The organism is Frateuria sp. sgz306004 (genome assembly GCF_057750885.1).
Genome location: NZ_JBYLFE010000002.1, coordinates 563,193 through 578,855, shown reverse-complemented (window position 1 = coordinate 578,855; position 15,663 = coordinate 563,193). Strand labels below are relative to the sequence as shown.

The following is a 15,663-nucleotide window of genomic DNA, read 5'->3' as shown; positions in this document are numbered from 1 at the left end:
TCGAACCGTCGATCAAGCGCTGCGCAGCAGCTGCGGAAAGCGCCGGTGAATGTCGATGATGAGTTCGCCGAACAGGGTGTTGGCCCAGGCGAACCAACTGCGCGTGAAATGGCTGGGGTCGTCCTGATCGAAGGCCTCATGCATGAAGCCAGTGCCTGCGTCCGTGTCCCTCAGCCAGGTCAGGCATTGGCGAATCAACGCAGGATCGTCGCTGGTTTGCGCGTAGATCATGATGGACATGGGCCACACCATGCGCAGCCCTTCATGCGGACCACCGATGCCTTCGGCGGCACGTCCTTTGAAGAAGTACGGGTTCTTTTCGCTCCAGGCCAGCTCACGCGTGCGCTGGTACACCGGATCATGGCGGTCGCAGCAGCCAAGATAAGGCAGGCTGAGCAAGCTCGGCGCGTTGGCGTCGTCCATGAACAGCTGGTTGCCGTAGCCGTCGATCTCGTACGCCCAGTGTTCGTTGCCCTGCGCGTCACGCATGCGGCCATCGCGCCGAACCGCCTGCTCCACCTCGCTGGCAAGGGCGAGGCAATCGGCGGAAAACGCTTCGTCGCGGTGAATGGCGCGCACCATCTGCGCCAGTTGACGCAGACTCGTTACCGCGAACAGGTTGGCGGGCACGAACAGTGGGTACAGGCAGGCATCGTCCGAGGGACGAAACATGGAGTGGATCATGCCGTTCGGCTGCGACGGGTTGCCGTAACCATCCAGAAACTGGCTTTCGGTGGGTCGCTCGGACGTACGCTGGAAATGATACGGACCGCGATCGTACAGGCGTTGCTGTTCGCGGAAGGTACGCAGCACCAGCGTCATGGCGGTGCGCCAGTCGTCATCGAACGGCTCGGTATCGCCAGTGGCTTGCCAGTAGCTATGCGCCACGCGGATGGGATAGCACAGCGAATCGATCTCCCATTTGCGCTCACCCACCCCCGGTTTCATCTCGGTGTGGTCCTGCACCGCCCAGCTCAATGGCGCAGCCGTGGGGTCGGGGAGAAAGGCATTGGCGTAAGGATCGATACGGATGCAGCGCGCCTGGCGGCGGATCAATCCGCGGAACAGCCGCTTGAGCTGCTGGTCTTCACGAGCCAGAGGCACGTACGGCATGACCTGGGCGGATGAATCGCGCAGCCACATGGCCTCGATGTCGCCCGTGATCACAAAGGTGTCCGGCTTTCCGTCGAGCGTGCCCAGCTCCACCGTGGTGTCGAGCGTATTGGGAAAGCAGTTCTCGAACATCCACGCCAACTTGGGATCGGCAATGGCGGCCTTGACCGCGCCAAGCTGCTTTTCCACCGCCCGACTGGTGAACTTGCGTTGCGCCACCGGCGGCCGCCGGCTGGGGTAGCGCGAGGGCAGCGCAACCGATGCCCCGACCAGCGACGGCGCCGCGATGCCGCCCGTTGCGGCAGCCACGCCCATCCACTTCAACATGTCACGACGCGTCGGCATAGCCCTTCCCTTGAAGCTCCCGAAAACTCATTTCCCGGCACCGCCATGCATTACCGACTGCAGATCCTGAATCTGCAAGGCCCGCTGCAGCTCGTCCTGCGTGGCGCGAGTGCGTACCGTCAGTGTGATGCTCTCGCCGGGCAGCAGGTCGAAGGCGTTTTCGGAAAGTTCGGTATCCACATCGCCGAAAGACACCCACACATCGCGCGCCAGCACGTCGGAACTCACCGTGAGCGCATAGCCGTCCACGGACGGACGCAACTGGGTGTGGATGACGGGCGCCGGTAGCGGCAGGCTCTTGGCGTGATCGAAGAACACGAGCTGGCGCGACTGCACCTGCTCGCCTTCGACCAGTTCAAATACGGCCATGCTGTGCGCCGAATCGGCGCCATGCAGCAGTTGCTGGTCGGTATAGGTCGCCACGGCGGTACTGCTGAGCGGCGGCAGTGTCACCACGCGCTGGTGTTCGGAGAGCACCTTGCCGGCAAAGTCCATCACGCGCACTCGCCAATGTACGCCGGCCGCGTTGAGGCGATCGGATACCAGCGACACTGTGGTGGTGCCATCCTGCCGGAATGCGGTGATCAACAATGGCGCATAAAAGCGGCGCGCATGGAATTGCAGCGCCTTCCAACGGCCGAAGTAGTCGATGCTCGACCAGGAGGCGCCCGGCCATACGTCGTTGATCTGCCAATAGAGCGAGCCCATGGCTTGCGGTCGCGATGCACGCAGGTGTTCGGCGGCCAGGCCGATGCCGTCGGCCTGCATTACCTGGCTCAGGTAGACAAAGCTGGGAAAGTCACGCGGCGTGCCGTACTCGCGCTCGATGTACAGCAGCAAACGCTTGTTGCCGTTGCCGCCGTCGTACTTCTGGTGCGCACGCATCACGGGCGTCTCCGCCGCCAGATCGTCCGGAGCTGCGAAGGCACGCACGGTACGCATCACCGGGAAGGACTGCAGGCCATACTCCGACTGGAAACGCGGCGTAACGTTGAGGTACTCGGTCACCGGCTTGGCGGCGCCAGACCATACCTCCCAATAATGGTAGTCACCGTCCGTCAGCACATTGGCCGCCCCGTCGTAGTCGGTGCTGGGCGAACTAGCCCAGTACGGCACCTCCGGGCTGTGACGCGTCACCACGTCGCGCAACACGTTGCCGAACAGGTTGACCATGCCGATAACGATGCGCTCGCGCTCGTCTGCCCCAATCGCCTGCTTGAACGCCGCGCGATCCGACCACGTCTCCCAACCTGTCTGCACCTCGTTGTTGCCGCACCAAAGCACGATGCTGGGATGATTGCGCAGGCGCGTCACCTGCTCGATGGCTTCCTGACGTGCGTTTTCCACAAAGGCGCTGTCGTTGGGCGGAATGGCGCCACCGAACATGAAGTCCTGCCAGATCAGAATGCCGAAGCGATCAGCCAGTTCGTAGAAGCGGTCGGGCATGTAGTAGCCGCCGCCCCACACGCGCAGCATGTTCATATGGGCGTCGCGCGCCGAGGCGAGCACGTCGTGCATGCGCAGGTCGGCATCGCGCGAGGGAAACATGTCGAACGGGATCACGTTGGCACCCTTGGCGAACACTGGGATGCCATTGATTACGAACGCGAAGCTCTTGCCCCACCGATCCTGCTGGCGACGCAGTTCCACGCTGCGCAGGCCGGTGGCCCGCTCGGCAAGGTACACGGTGCCGTCCGCGTCGCGCAGGCGCACCTTGAAGGTATACATGTCCTGTGCGCCGTAGCCCACCGGATACCACAGGCGGGGCTGCGCGAAACGCACCGGCAGACTGATCAGCCGACTGCCCGGATCCACCGTGACTTCGCGCTCGATATGGCCGGCAAGCTGGCCGTCGGGGCCAAGCACATCCATGCTGGCCTGCAGCAATTGGCTGCTATCCACATCCACGTCCAGTTTGGCGTAGACGTGGGCGGAATCGGTGCTGACCTGTGTTTGCTCGATATGGAAATCGGCGATGCGCATCGCATCCCAACTGTCCAGGTGCACTTCGCGCCAAATACCCTCGGTAACGATGCGCGGGCCCCAATCCCAACCGTACTGGTAATTGGCCTTGCGCACATAGTTGGCGGTCTGCTTGCCCTTGGGTTCGTCGCCAAAGGCCGAGTCGAACTCGCCCGGCAGCGCATACGGTTGCTTGAGCAGCCAGGGCTGCAAGCGCTTGATCGGCGAGTACAGGCGCACTTCGAGCGTGTTACTGCCTGCGTGCAGCAACGACTTCACCGGCACGGACCAGCGCCGGAACATGTTGTCCGTCGACAGCAGCTTGCTGCCGTTGAGGTATACGTCGGCGTAGGTGTCCAGGCCATCGAACACCAGTTCCACGTGGTCGCGCGACAGCGTGGCCGAATCCACGTTGAAGCTGGTTCGATATTGCCAATCGGCCAGACCTACCCATTGGATCTGCGCTTCGTTGTCGCGATAAAACGGGTCTTCCAGCAACTGAGCCGCCATAAGGTCGGTCTGCACCGTGCCCGGCACCGTGGCATCGCGCCAACGGCTGATCTTGGGGTGCGTGGCGGCAGCCGCCTCTCCGGGCGCCAGGCGGAACTGCCAGCCCGCATTAAGCGATTGCGAACTCAGCGGCGCGGCCGTGCCCAGAGAAGGAACGAGTATGCCGAGCATCAGTGCCGCCCAGGCACGCCAGGGCCGTGTCTGTCCGTTGCGATCACGCCTGTCGATGCTGCCTGCGTTGGCCTTGGTGCCCGGTGCGATCATCTGGATCCTCGAGTGTTCGGTTGAGGATCCGCACCGATCGAGCGCGAGGTAGGTGGGCTGGCGTACGGGCACGGCCAGCAACACCCAGCCAAGCGGCTGTCATGCCACGAATCCAACCACTACCGCTGTACCACCTGCCGGCGAAATGGCCACCCAAACACGGCCACGGGCATGCCACGCCAGCGGCCACATCGCACGGTGACGATCGATGACCGCCGACAGCGCAAAAAGGTGCGTGCAAGTACCCAACCAGCGATATCCGCCGGCTTGTAGCAATCGCAGCCAATCCCTGATTTAGATCGATCTATACCCTACGGTAGCATCGAGTCGCGAAACGATGCATGTCGCATTGCAATATGGATTGCAGCGGTGGGATTTCGGTTACATTTGGATCGTTCCAATCAGCGGATCGTCGATGACATGGCCAAGGAAAGCTCCGCCCCTGTCCACCGCAAGACCACCCTCAGCGATATAGCCGCTGGCTGTGGCGTGTCCCGCGCCACGGTGTCGCTGGTTTTGCGTGGCAGTCCGCTGGTGAATCAGCGCACGCGTGCCAAGGTGGAAGAAGAACTGCGCCGCCAGGGTTATGTGTACAACCGCGCCGCCGCCAACCTGCGTCGGCGCACCTCCTCCAGCATTGCGCTGGTGGTGAACGAACTGGCCAACCCCTTCTTCGCCGAATTCGCCGTGGGCGTGGACGAAGCACTGGGCGAAGCTGGCTTTGTCACCCTGCTGGGCAGCACGGGCGAATCCGCCCAACGCCAGCAGGCCGTGCTCGGCACACTGATCGAGCATGGCCCGGGCGGCATCATCCTGTCACCGGCCGAAGGCAGCGAAGTGAAAGAGGTGCTGTCAGCCGTGGGCACGCACACGCCGGTGGTGCTGTTCAACCGCGAGCTTGGAGGACGCCTGCCGGCATCGGCGCATTGGGATCGCCTGATGCTGGACAACGAGCGCGGCACGCGCCTGGCCACCGAACACCTGATTGCCCAGGGTCACCAGCGCATCGCGTTCTTCGGTGGCCACGACGATGCTAGCTCCAGCCGCGACCGCTACGCCGGCTACGCCAAGGCCATGCAGGCCGCCAAGCTGCCGATCGCGCCGCACTGGCGCGTGGAAAGCAAGCCCACGCGTACCGATGCCGCCGCCGCTGCGCACGCTTTGTTCGAAGGCGAGCCGCGCCCGACCGCTGCCGTGTGCTACAACGACGCGGTGGCCCTGGGCCTGATGCTTGCCTTGCAACAGCGCGGCCTGCAACCGGGCCGCGACTTTGCCCTCACCGGCTTCGACGACATCGCCGAAGCTGCCTTGAGCACACCACCGCTGACCACGCTTTCCACTGCGCCACGCGCGCGTGGGCGGCAAGCGGCGGAATTGCTTCTCTCCCGTCTGCGCGATCCGCAGGCCAACGGCAGGGTCATCGTGGCCCCGGTCGAACTGGTCGTGCGCGAGAGCAGCCGCCCCCTTTCCTGACGAACGGAATCCATCATGGCCTTTGCTGCTCCACCCACCCAGTCGGCGGCCACGTCGCCGGCCACCGGAAAGACGCGCTACACCGACTACCCGATGGCGATGGCGGTACTCACCACCATCTTCTTTATGTGGGGTTTCCTCACCGTACTCAACGACATCCTGATTCCGCACCTCAAGGCGGTGTTCGAGCTGAACTACGCACGCGCCATGCTCGTGCAGTTCACCTTTTTCGGCGCGTACTTCCTGATGTCGCTGCCGGCCGGCCGCCTGGTGGCCGCGCTGGGCTACAAGAAGGGCATCATCGCGGGCCTGGCCATTGCCGCGCTCGGCGCGTTCGGCTTCTGGCCGGCAGCCCTGCTGCAGTCGTACGGCGCGTTCCTTGGCGCGCTGTTCGTGCTCGCCACCGGCATCACCGTGCTGCAGGTCGCGGCCAACCCGTACGTGGCGCTGCTCGGCCCCGAGCGCACCAGTTCCAGCCGCCTCACGCTCGCCCAGGCGATGAATTCGCTGGGCACGACGCTGGGCCCATTGTTTGGCGGCCTGGTGATTCTCACCGCTGTGTCCGCCGGCGTGCCCGACAGCGTGCGCAAGGCGCCGGAAACTGTGCAGTTGGTACAGACCATCAACAACGCCGCACCGAGCGAAGCACTCGCCGCCATTCAACAGGCCCCGGCCGATCGCTTGGCTGCCGCGCTCAACGATGCGTCGGGCACCGCGCTCGATCACCTGCCCGGCGCACCGCTGGCCGCCACGCTCGCGCACCTGCCGCCCGAACAGCTCGCCAACGTGTTGGGCAAACTCTCCGGTGACGTGCTGCTCGACACACTCTCGGCGCAGTCGCCGCAGCAGCTCGCCGCGTTGCCGGTGAACCGCCTTACCGATGCGCTGGACAAACTGATCGCCTCGCGCCTGGACAACACCCAGGCCGCCCGCCTGGCCGCGCTGCGCGCCAGCCTGCTGCCGGAAACGCAGCAGCAGTTGCAGGACTACCGCCAGAAGCAGGCACAGATGGTGCAGGTGCCGTACCTTGGCCTGGGCCTTGCCCTGTTGGTGCTGGCCGCGGGCGTGGCCATGTTCAAGCTGCCCGCACTAACCGAAGCCACCGAACAGGCCGACAGCGGCCATCACACCCTGCTCGATGCGCTGCGTCACCCGCACGTGTTGTTCGGCGTGCTGGCGATCTTCTTCTACGTGGGCGCCGAGGTATCCATCGGCAGCTTCCTGGTGAACTACCTCTCGCTGCCTGACATCGGCCACATGAGCGAGCAGGAAGCCTCGCACTACGTGTCCATGTACTGGGGTGGCGCCATGGTCGGCCGCCTGGCAGGTTCGGCTCTACTCGTGCGCGTCAACCCGCGCCGCCTGCTGGCCCTGTTCGCCGGTATCGCCGCCCTGCTGGTGCTTACCACCATGCTCACCCACGGCACCGTCGCCATGGGCAGCGTGATCGCGGTGGGCCTGTTCAACTCCATCATGTTCCCGACCATCTTCGCGCTGGGCATCGAACGCATGGGCCCCTTGACCGGCAAGGCCTCCAGCCTGCTGATCATGGCCATCGTCGGCGGCGCCCTGTTGCCGTGGGCGCAGGGTTTCCTGGCCGACAGCATGGGCGTGCAACACGCCTTCGTGCTACCGCTGCTGTGCTACGGCTACATCGTGTTCTATGGCTTGCGCGGCTCGCAGATCCGCTCCGCCACGCCCGTCGCTTCCCGTTGAGTGCCATCCGATGCCACGTAACATTCTCTGCTTCGGTGAAGCACTGATCGATTTTCACAGCGAAGGCGGCGACGCCTTCGGCTTCCCCCGCAGCTTCGTGCCCTTCGCGGGCGGCGCGCCCGCCAACGTCGCGGTGGCCGTGGCGCGCCTTGGCGGCCCGGCCACCTTCGCGGGCATGCTCGGTACCGACATGTTCGGCGACTTCCTGCTGGACAGCCTGCGCCGCGCCAACGTCAACACTGACAGCGTGGCCCGCACTAGCGAGGCCAATACCGCCCTGGCCTTCGTATCGCTGGATGCCCACGGCGAGCGCAGCTTCAGCTTCTACCGGCCACCTTCGGCCGACCTGCTGTTCCGCCCCGAGCACTTCCGCGCCGAAAGCTTCCACGAACTGGGCGTGTTCCACGTGTGCTCCAACAGCATGACCGACCCGGCCCTGGCGGAAACCACCCGCGAAGGCATGCGTCGCGCCCGCAGCGCCGGTGCCTTGGTGAGTTTCGACCTCAACCTGCGTCCGGCGCTGTGGCCGCAGGATGCCGAGCCTCGCGATGCCGTATGGCCCGCGCTGCACCTCGCCGATGTGGTGAAGCTCAGCGCGGAGGAATTCGCCTGGCTCGCCGTGGATGGCGAAGAGGCTGCCCTGGAAACGCTCTGGCAAGGCCATGCGCGCCTGCTGGTGGTCACCGACGGCTCCAAGGCCTTGCGCTGGTTTCACCCCGATGCCGACGGCGAGCTGCCGGTGTATGCCGTGCCCGCCGTGGACACCACGGCGGCTGGCGATGCGTTCGTAGGTGGCCTGCTATGCCAACTGGCCCGGCTCAGCGGTGGTGCAAACAGTCTCGATCACCTAGTGGCCGAACTGCCGCGTCTGCATGCCACGTTACGCTTTGCCGCCGCATGCGGCGCCCTCACGGTGACCCGCCAGGGTTCGTTCACGGCCATGCCGGACGAAGCCGAGGTATACAGCTTCATGGAGACCTACGCATGACCACGGCATCGCAGCCCGACTTTCGCAGCGAAGCGTTCCTGCGTGAACACATCGCCCACACCATGGCGTTCTATCACCCGCACGCCATCGACCCCGCTGGCGGCTTCTTCCACTACTACAAGGACGACGGCACGATCTACGATCGCAGCCATCGCCACCTGGTGAGCAGCACGCGCTTCGTCTTCAACTACGCCATGGCTGCGCGCGAGTTCGGCAAGCCCGAATACCTCGACGCGGTACGCCATGGCCTGCGCTACCTGCGCGAAGTTCATCGCGATGCGTCCACCGGTGGCTACGCCTGGACCATCCGCGATGGCCAACCCGAAGATCGCACCAACCACTGCTACGGCGTTGCGTTCGTGCTGCTCGCCTACGCCACCGCACGCAAGGCAGGCGTCACCGAAGCCGATGCGTGGATGGACGAAACCTGGAACCTGCTGGAACAGCGCTTCTGGGATGCCGAGGCCGGCCTGTACCGCGACGAAGCCGATGCGCAGTGGAACTTCAGCGACTACCGTGGCCAGAACGCCAACATGCACATGTGCGAGGCCATGCTGGCCGCGTACCAGGCCAGCGACGAACCGCGCTATCTCGAACGCGCGCTCACCCTCGCCGACCACATGACGCGCCGCCAGGCTGCCAAGGCCGATGGCCTCGTGTGGGAGCACTACGACGTGCACTGGAACGTGGACTGGAACTACCACCTCGACGACCCCAAGCACCTGTTCCGCCCCTGGGGTTTCCAGCCCGGCCACCAGACCGAGTGGGCCAAGCTGCTGCTCATCATGGAGCCGCTTCTGCTCGAACGCGGCCGCGAAGAGAACTGGCTGGTGCCCACCGCCAAGCACCTGTTCGACGTGGCGCTCGCCCGCTCGTGGGATGAAACCCACGGCGGCATGAACTACGGCTTTGCACCCGATGGCAGCGTGTGCGACGACGACAAGTACTTCTGGGTACAGGCCGAATCGCTCGCCGCCGCCGCCCTGCTCCACGCCCGCACCGGCCTGCCCGATTACGACGCGTGGTACATCAAGCTGTGGGACTACTCCTGGAAGCACTTCGTCGACCACCGCTACGGTGCGTGGTACCGCATCCTCACCCACGACAATCGCAAGTACAGCGACGAAAAAAGCCCTGTCGGCAAAACCGACTACCACACCATGGGCGCCTGCTACGAAGTGCTGGCTCTGGTGCGTGAAGGTGGCGTGCCCTGATCGAAAGTCGATAAGCCTCCAGGCACGCAGCCTCATATCGCACGGTGCGCAGGGTTTCAGGCCTGGAGGCTGGCAATAAGCGTGGCGCCGCAACTGGTGCGGTGCCCATGCATCGCGACGGCGTTACCGCACAACGGATACTGCGCGTCACCCTCCACGATGGTGGTCAAACCGCAGCTTGGGCAGTTCACTGCGTCGCCCACACGCACCACACGAATGCCATCCACTCGCCAGATATGCGAGACGGGCATCACCGTGCCGCCATGTGTCGTCCTATCGCCTTCGCGTACCGGGCGCTTGCCTGTGAAGTTCATGAGTGCTCCATAGAAATTGACGCCTTTGGCTGTAGACCATGCATCGTGTTGATCGTCATCCCAGCGAACCCCAAAAAAGGGGCGATAGCTGGAACCCAGCGCCCCTGCATCCTTGAGCGAAAGGTCATGAAATGACCAGCCCCTCGGCGACTGAAAAACGTCACTTGCCCGCATTGGAAAGACGTGCAAAACGTCGCTCAATAAAACGCAACTAGTGCAGAACGGCTGGCGCGTGTTCCGCTGGCTCCGGCGCCATCCAATGCATTAGCGATAACATCGTGCGCATCTCTTGCCAGGTCTCCAGATTCGTCGCCTGCTCCGGCAACCTTCCCCGCACCCACAAGTAGCAATCGTTCAAGTCATCACCCAGCAAGCGTACATGGGCACCATGGGCATAGGGCTCATCGCAGGAATAATCCAGCAAAAGCGAGAGTTGCTGATACGCAGTCAAGCTCTCCTCATAGGCATGCGATGGAGCGAAGCATTGCGCATGGCGTTCGCATCTGAAGTCAGGGAAGATGGCGATGCCGAGGAATAGGCCGATAACAGGCATATCAAGAACCCCACCGGCACACACCGTCGCTTATCCATCAACACAGCCTTTCGTCGGCGATCAAAATGCGACCGCACGACCGAGTTCGCACGGGGCGCCCTGCGTGCGTGCACGCGAACCTCAGACCGAGGATGAAAAGCGCGGCCATCATTGCGCTCTACTCCTTAATCCACTTTTCCAGATCGACCCCCGGTCCACTGGCGATAAAGTCGTCCAGTATCTGTTTCTCCCGTTCGATCTTCTCGGGGTCAATAGGGCGCGGCTCGCGTCGCTCGCTTTGCTGACGCAACTCTCGCATCCACTCCTCGCGTATCCGTGAAGAAGGTTCTTCGCTACTGGCCGTTTGCGGCAGCAGCTTGACGCCGAAGGGGTTGTCCTTGGGCCTTTTTCCCGGCGTCGGCGAAGTAAGGGTGATCAGGGTGACTTGATCGGCGCGGCGCATGGGGATGACCACGCTCGTATCGGCGTTAATGTAGGTCGCCATGGTCGCGAGCGCGATGCCCACGAAAGGCGACGCCGCCCCGGTGTCACCCAGGCGCTGGGTGAGGTCATAACTTTCCTTGGACTCCAGGAGGTCCACCGAGCTGCCGGCCAACTTGAGTGCCGGCATCAGCTCCGCCAGCGGCGGTGCGACCGGCTTTTGGCCACCATCGTAGAACACGCGCGCAGGCGTCAGTTGATCGGTCGCTTGTTTCCATCCGCCCGCCAACGCCGCCGTTAAGGCGTCGTTCTTCAGGCGTGCACCGGGCTTATCGGGATTGTTCAGTGACACCACCACCGGGCGATGCAACACGGCCAGAGGCTTTAGCGCATCCCACTGCTCAAAGGTGCGGCGAGTCCAGGGTTCGGGAATAAAGGGCGTGGGCACGAAGGCTTGCCTAGGCTCACGCTCCCAACCGTTGAACTGCGGGTCGATGGGGTTTTTGTTGCGCTTAGTGTACGGCGCGTAGTGGCGCAGCCACTCCACGCGCTCCGGGCGCGCGAATACCAGCGCCACCATGCTGTCGGTGAGTTCGCCGGGGAGACGCGGTCCATCCGCCTGACCGATAGGCCAAGTACTCTTGTCCGTGCTGGCGAAGGCGAATGCCAAATTGAAGCTATCTTGGGCATACACAAGTACCGCAGGCAAATCCGGATTCCGCTCAAAAAGCGAGAACAAGCGCTCTAGTACCTCCTCAGGATGATCGTTGAAGGTAATCATGTCAGCGAGGTTACGAATTCGATGCCAGTGCAGACCGGCTTCTGGCCGCAGGCGATCAATCATGCCTTTCACCGCACGGTCAACTTCCGCGGGCAGTCGGCGAGGCCGTTGCATATTGCGGTCGTACGCGCGAACAACCGTGACACTAGGAATCGGCCATTTCTCTGGGAAATCGCGCAAACCCATCTCTAGTGCATCAAGTTCACGTTTGTCACTTGCCATGTCCTTATCATCGGCAGTGACCGGATACTTGGTGGGGTCCATGGGTAGAATAGACCTTGCGTGCAAGCTGTTTGACTGTTGGGCATCAGCGCCCTGCAAAGCAGCCCAGGCCTCACCCTGGCGAAAAACATCTAGGCTAAGCCCAACCGTATAGATATCCAGCGTGTCTAGCCGTGAGGTGTCTGTAGGTGCGCTGTAAAGGGGGGATCTTGGCATCGTGTTGGCATCCGTAGCCACGAAGGGCGAAAGGGGAGAGGAGTAGCTCGGCGACGCGGCCAACAGCACACCCGCAGATAGACATAGGGATCGAATCATCACAGCCATCGCCGAACTAGGAGAAATGAAGCAAGCAAAGGACCGATCATCAGCTCACCGGTTCGACGGACTTGCCGCCATTTCGTAGCGGCAACTTACGATCTCGCTCACTCTTCGTTTGGCTCACCACAAGAGTTGGCATATCAACATCCATGTGACCGATTGGCCTGCCCGTGGTTCTATAGCTAACGGTGGCATTGATTAGACCCTTGTTTCCCTCATCCTCCTCCCGATAGATCTTCAGGACTTCTTTGTCTGGCCCTGTATCGACAGACTCGATCTTCAGCCCGCTGCGGCCATTTGAGTAAGAGTTATCCCACCCCAACCTCCAATCCGCCACCCGACACAGGTACGCGTAGAACGCCTCATCCCTAACGCTTTGCGTGGGCCCGATGGCTACGTCGTAGGCCAGCACGGCCTGGCTATGCCAGGGGTTAGCGGGAATGGCCGAGTGAAAGGACACCGGCTCATTGGTCTGCATCCATCGTGCGGCCGCTTCATTGGGGGTTTCACCGCGCGTTACCAGCACGCGTTCGCCATCGATAGGTTTTGCGGCAACGACTTGCGTGCAGTCGGCGCGCTCCTTACCTTCGTTGAGTGCATCGGTCATGTCGGCAAGTCGCGTGCCGCGCGCATAAGCGATGCTTTTGGGCACTTCTTCAGTGCGTGGGTTTTGGCCCGGCTTCCATCCACCGTCGCGTGTAATAGCGATGCGAGCGTCGATGGGATCCAGCGGCGCTTGTGCACTGTATAGGCCCGAGGACTTGCCCATGGCGACCACGTTGGCGTGGGCGCTGAGGTCCGCTTCGATGGGTCGCGGTAACGGCGGGGCGGTGAGTGTTACGTGTTGCCCCTCGGAAAAGTCGGCTCGGGATCCCGATGCCGCAACGCGTCTACATGACCATGCAGCGTCAATCTGACGACACCTTGCCTGCCGCACTGGACCTTCGCCGCGAGATCGGCCCTTCCTTCGATATCGTGTATCGCGCCGATGCCGATGCCGCCAAACATGCCGACGCGTTGCAGGTACAGGCGTTGCTCACCGCCCGTGGCTTCAAGGACTACTTCGTACCGCGAGGTAAGGACCTTACAGAACTAGCCATGATCGACGAGTGGACGTTGGGCCAGCGCAACCGCATCGACTACTCGGAGGCGGACAAGCAGGTGCTGGCCGGCCGCATTCGCACCATCTATGGCGCCGACTATATGGCCAACTGGCGCCGGGCCATTAACCAGCTCGACGTGGTGGACTTCGCCAACCTCGGTCAGGGCGTCGCTGTGCTCGAAAGCATCACTAGCCCGGCGGCTCCCCTACGTCGCCTGGTGGAAACGGTGCGCGACAATACGGTGCTCTATACACCCAAACCCGAAGACGCCAAGCTCACTGCGCCTGTCATGGATGCCGCGCAGCAGCAGTTGGCCGGCGATATCTCAAGATCCTTCGCCGCACTCGCCGACCTGCTCACTGCCAAGGGCGACAAGCCCCCGTACCTGGATGAAACCACGCAGGCCATCGCCAACGTACGCGACCTACTCAAGGGTGTGCAGGACAGCCCGGACCGCGGCAAGGCGGCCCTGGCAACCGTGCTCGATCGATTCAGCCTGAAGGGTCAGGACCCCATCGGCAACCTGCAACGCATGGCCGCTGGCCTGCCGGAACCCTTGAACCAGCAAGTACGCAAGTTGGCGGATGAGTCCTCCCAAGTATTGATGATCGAAGCGCTGCGCAACCTGGAGCAACGCTGGGATGCGGAGGTATACAGCTTCTATCGCGAGCGACTGGCCAACCGTTATCCGTTCAACCCTGCTGCCACGGCTGATGCGTCGCTCGATGACTTCGAAGCATTCTTCGGCCCGAATGGACGTCTGCAGCAGTTCCGCGACAAGTACCTCAAGGTGTTTCTGGAGGACAATCTGGACGCCCTCTATTCCGACCGTCGCGGCGGCTACCTGGTGCGCACCGATGTGCTTACGCAACTGGAAGCGGCCAACCGCATTCGCGATGCGTTCTTCACTAACCGGGGCGCATTAGGCCTGCAGTTCACCGCCACGCCGTTGGGCCTCACGCCCAACCGCCGCAGTAGCGTGCTAGGCATCGAAGGCCAGTTGATCCCGTACAGTCACGGCCCCAGCAGCAGCGTGGGCTTGATCTGGCCGAACAGCTTGGGTGACAGCAGCGATAGTCGTATCACGCTGGTCAATGGTGGAGGCAACAGCAGCAGCCTCGTGTTCCGTGGCCCGTGGTCCATGTTCCGCCTATTGAGCCGCGCCCAACTCACTGGCGCCACGGCCACCACGGTGGACTTGAGCTTTACCGCCGACGACGGTGGTGCGATGCGCTATCGCCTCACGGCGGAGAAGGCTAACAACCCATTCACCCAGCGCATCTTCAGCGGCTTCACGCTGCCGCGCACGTTGTTGCGTGATGAAACCGCAGGACTACCAAGCCCACCCGCCGCGTCGGTGAACAAGGCTCCTTGATCCATCGCCGGATCGGACACGGCAAGAGAAGGCACTGCACTCGCTACTCAAGGGCGATCCATCCGCGCGATGGGTCGCCCTTTTTCTTTCTGGATGCCATGAGGAAACTGGGCGCTGGCAAGGTCTTGCCAAACTACGCAACGGACTGCCGTGATGGATGCCATTGAAAACAGTGGCTTGGCCACGAACGGGCAACACTTTGCCCGCGCAACGCTGCTTTTTCACCGTGCTGGCAGGCCATCGATGTCCAACATCGCTCATCCTCGCGACGAGGCAAATTCAAGGCACTGATATTCGTAGATTTTTCTGAAGGCTTCGGCCATTGGCACGCCGTTTGCCATAGAGGCATGGCCATCCCTTCGGATGGCTCTCCCCTTCAAACCATAGGAATTTGTCATGCCGACACCGGCTTACCTCAGCATTAACGGCAAGACCCAAGGCAACATCACCAAGGGCGCATTCACCGCCGACTCGGTAGGCAACGTGTACGTGGAAGGTCACGAAGACCAGATCCTCGTGCAGGAAATCGAACACCGCGTGACCACCCCGACCGATCCGCAGAGCGGCCAGCCCTCCGGTCAGCGCGTGCATAAGCCGTTCGTGTTCACCTGCGCGCTCAACAAATCCGTGCCGCTGATGTATCAGTCGCTCGCCTCGGGCGAAATGCTGCCGAACGTGGAAGTGCAGTGGTTCCGCACTTCGGTCGACGGCAAGCAGGAGCACTTCTTCACGACCCAGCTGGAAGACGCGACCATCGTCGATATCAACACCGTGCTGCCGCACGCGCAGGATTCGACCAAGTCGGAGTACACCCAGCTGATTCGCGTGTCGATGGCTTACCGCAAGATCACCTGGACCCACGCCATCGCCGGCACCGAGGCGTCGGACGACTGGCGCAAGCCGATGGAAGCCTAAACACGGGCATGGTCGTGGCTTGCCTCCATGGCAAGCCACGACTACTGACAACGGAACGTCCTATACAAACAAACAGG

The 15,663-nt window shown here is 62.7% G+C and carries 12 protein-coding genes; 6 read left to right on the top strand and 6 right to left on the bottom strand.

What is annotated here, in order from left to right:
- Positions 1 to 12 precede the first annotated feature (12 nt).
- Together AC3G2C_RS05910 and AC3G2C_RS05905 are read right to left on the bottom strand one after the other, a co-directional pair.
- Positions 13 to 1,458: a glycoside hydrolase family 125 protein gene (locus AC3G2C_RS05910; RefSeq protein WP_488383685.1), complete on the bottom strand. Its 1,446-nt coding sequence runs from the start codon at positions 1,456 to 1,458 to the stop codon at positions 13 to 15.
- A 27-nt stretch (positions 1,459 to 1,485) separates the two neighbouring features.
- Positions 1,486 to 4,101 carry a beta-mannosidase gene (locus tag AC3G2C_RS05905; RefSeq protein ID WP_488383770.1) on the bottom strand — a complete coding sequence of 872 codons (2,616 nt, stop codon included), beginning with the start codon at positions 4,099 to 4,101 and terminating at the stop codon, positions 1,486 to 1,488.
- A gap of 513 nt (positions 4,102 to 4,614) precedes the next feature.
- On the opposite strand from AC3G2C_RS05905, the gene AC3G2C_RS05900 reads away from it, so the two are divergent.
- Genes AC3G2C_RS05900 through AC3G2C_RS05885 form a run of 4 tightly spaced genes read left to right on the top strand, consistent with a single transcriptional unit; the run spans position 4,615 to position 9,585 of the window.
- The gene (locus AC3G2C_RS05900) at positions 4,615 to 5,667 is read left to right on the top strand and encodes a LacI family DNA-binding transcriptional regulator (protein WP_488383684.1); all 1,053 of its coding nucleotides are present in this window, start codon (positions 4,615 to 4,617) and stop codon (positions 5,665 to 5,667) included.
- A gap of 15 nt (positions 5,668 to 5,682) precedes the next feature.
- Positions 5,683 to 7,383: a sugar MFS transporter gene (locus AC3G2C_RS05895; protein WP_488383683.1), complete on the top strand. Its 1,701-nt coding sequence runs from the start codon at positions 5,683 to 5,685 to the stop codon at positions 7,381 to 7,383.
- A gap of 10 nt (positions 7,384 to 7,393) precedes the next feature.
- On the top strand, positions 7,394 to 8,371 hold the full coding sequence (locus AC3G2C_RS05890) for a carbohydrate kinase family protein (protein ID WP_488383682.1): 978 nt from the start codon (positions 7,394 to 7,396) through the stop codon (positions 8,369 to 8,371).
- Entirely contained in the window at positions 8,368 to 9,585 is a 1,218-nt protein-coding gene (locus AC3G2C_RS05885; RefSeq protein WP_488383681.1) for an AGE family epimerase/isomerase, read from the top strand. Before AC3G2C_RS05890 ends, AC3G2C_RS05885 begins: the two co-directional genes overlap by 4 nt.
- A gap of 56 nt (positions 9,586 to 9,641) precedes the next feature.
- Here AC3G2C_RS05885 and AC3G2C_RS05880 read toward each other — a convergent pair whose 3' ends face one another.
- The 4 genes from AC3G2C_RS05880 to AC3G2C_RS05865 form a co-directional block, all read right to left on the bottom strand.
- A complete protein-coding gene (locus AC3G2C_RS05880) occupies positions 9,642 to 9,899 on the bottom strand; it encodes a PAAR domain-containing protein (RefSeq protein ID WP_488383680.1) in 258 nt (85 codons plus the stop codon).
- Positions 9,900 to 10,110: 211 nt separating this feature from the next.
- Positions 10,111 to 10,452: a hypothetical protein gene (locus AC3G2C_RS05875; RefSeq protein ID WP_488383679.1), complete on the bottom strand. Its 342-nt coding sequence runs from the start codon at positions 10,450 to 10,452 to the stop codon at positions 10,111 to 10,113.
- A gap of 157 nt (positions 10,453 to 10,609) precedes the next feature.
- Positions 10,610 to 12,091 (bottom strand): type VI lipase adapter Tla3 domain-containing protein, encoded by a 1,482-nt coding sequence (locus tag AC3G2C_RS05870; RefSeq protein WP_488383769.1) that lies wholly within the window; start codon positions 12,089 to 12,091, stop codon positions 10,610 to 10,612.
- A gap of 148 nt (positions 12,092 to 12,239) precedes the next feature.
- Complete coding sequence (locus AC3G2C_RS05865; protein WP_488383678.1) at positions 12,240 to 12,962, bottom strand: effector protein Tle3 domain-containing protein; 723 nt, start codon at positions 12,960 to 12,962, stop codon at positions 12,240 to 12,242.
- A gap of 107 nt (positions 12,963 to 13,069) precedes the next feature.
- On the opposite strand from AC3G2C_RS05865, the gene tssM reads away from it, so the two are divergent.
- Both tssM and AC3G2C_RS05855 read left to right on the top strand, forming a co-directional pair.
- Complete coding sequence (tssM, locus tag AC3G2C_RS05860; protein ID WP_488383677.1) at positions 13,070 to 14,671, top strand: type VI secretion system membrane subunit TssM; 1,602 nt, start codon at positions 13,070 to 13,072, stop codon at positions 14,669 to 14,671.
- A 396-nt stretch (positions 14,672 to 15,067) separates the two neighbouring features.
- The gene (locus tag AC3G2C_RS05855; RefSeq protein WP_488383676.1) at positions 15,068 to 15,586 is read left to right on the top strand and encodes an Hcp family type VI secretion system effector; all 519 of its coding nucleotides are present in this window, start codon (positions 15,068 to 15,070) and stop codon (positions 15,584 to 15,586) included.
- The last annotated feature ends 77 nt before the right edge of the window (positions 15,587 to 15,663 follow it).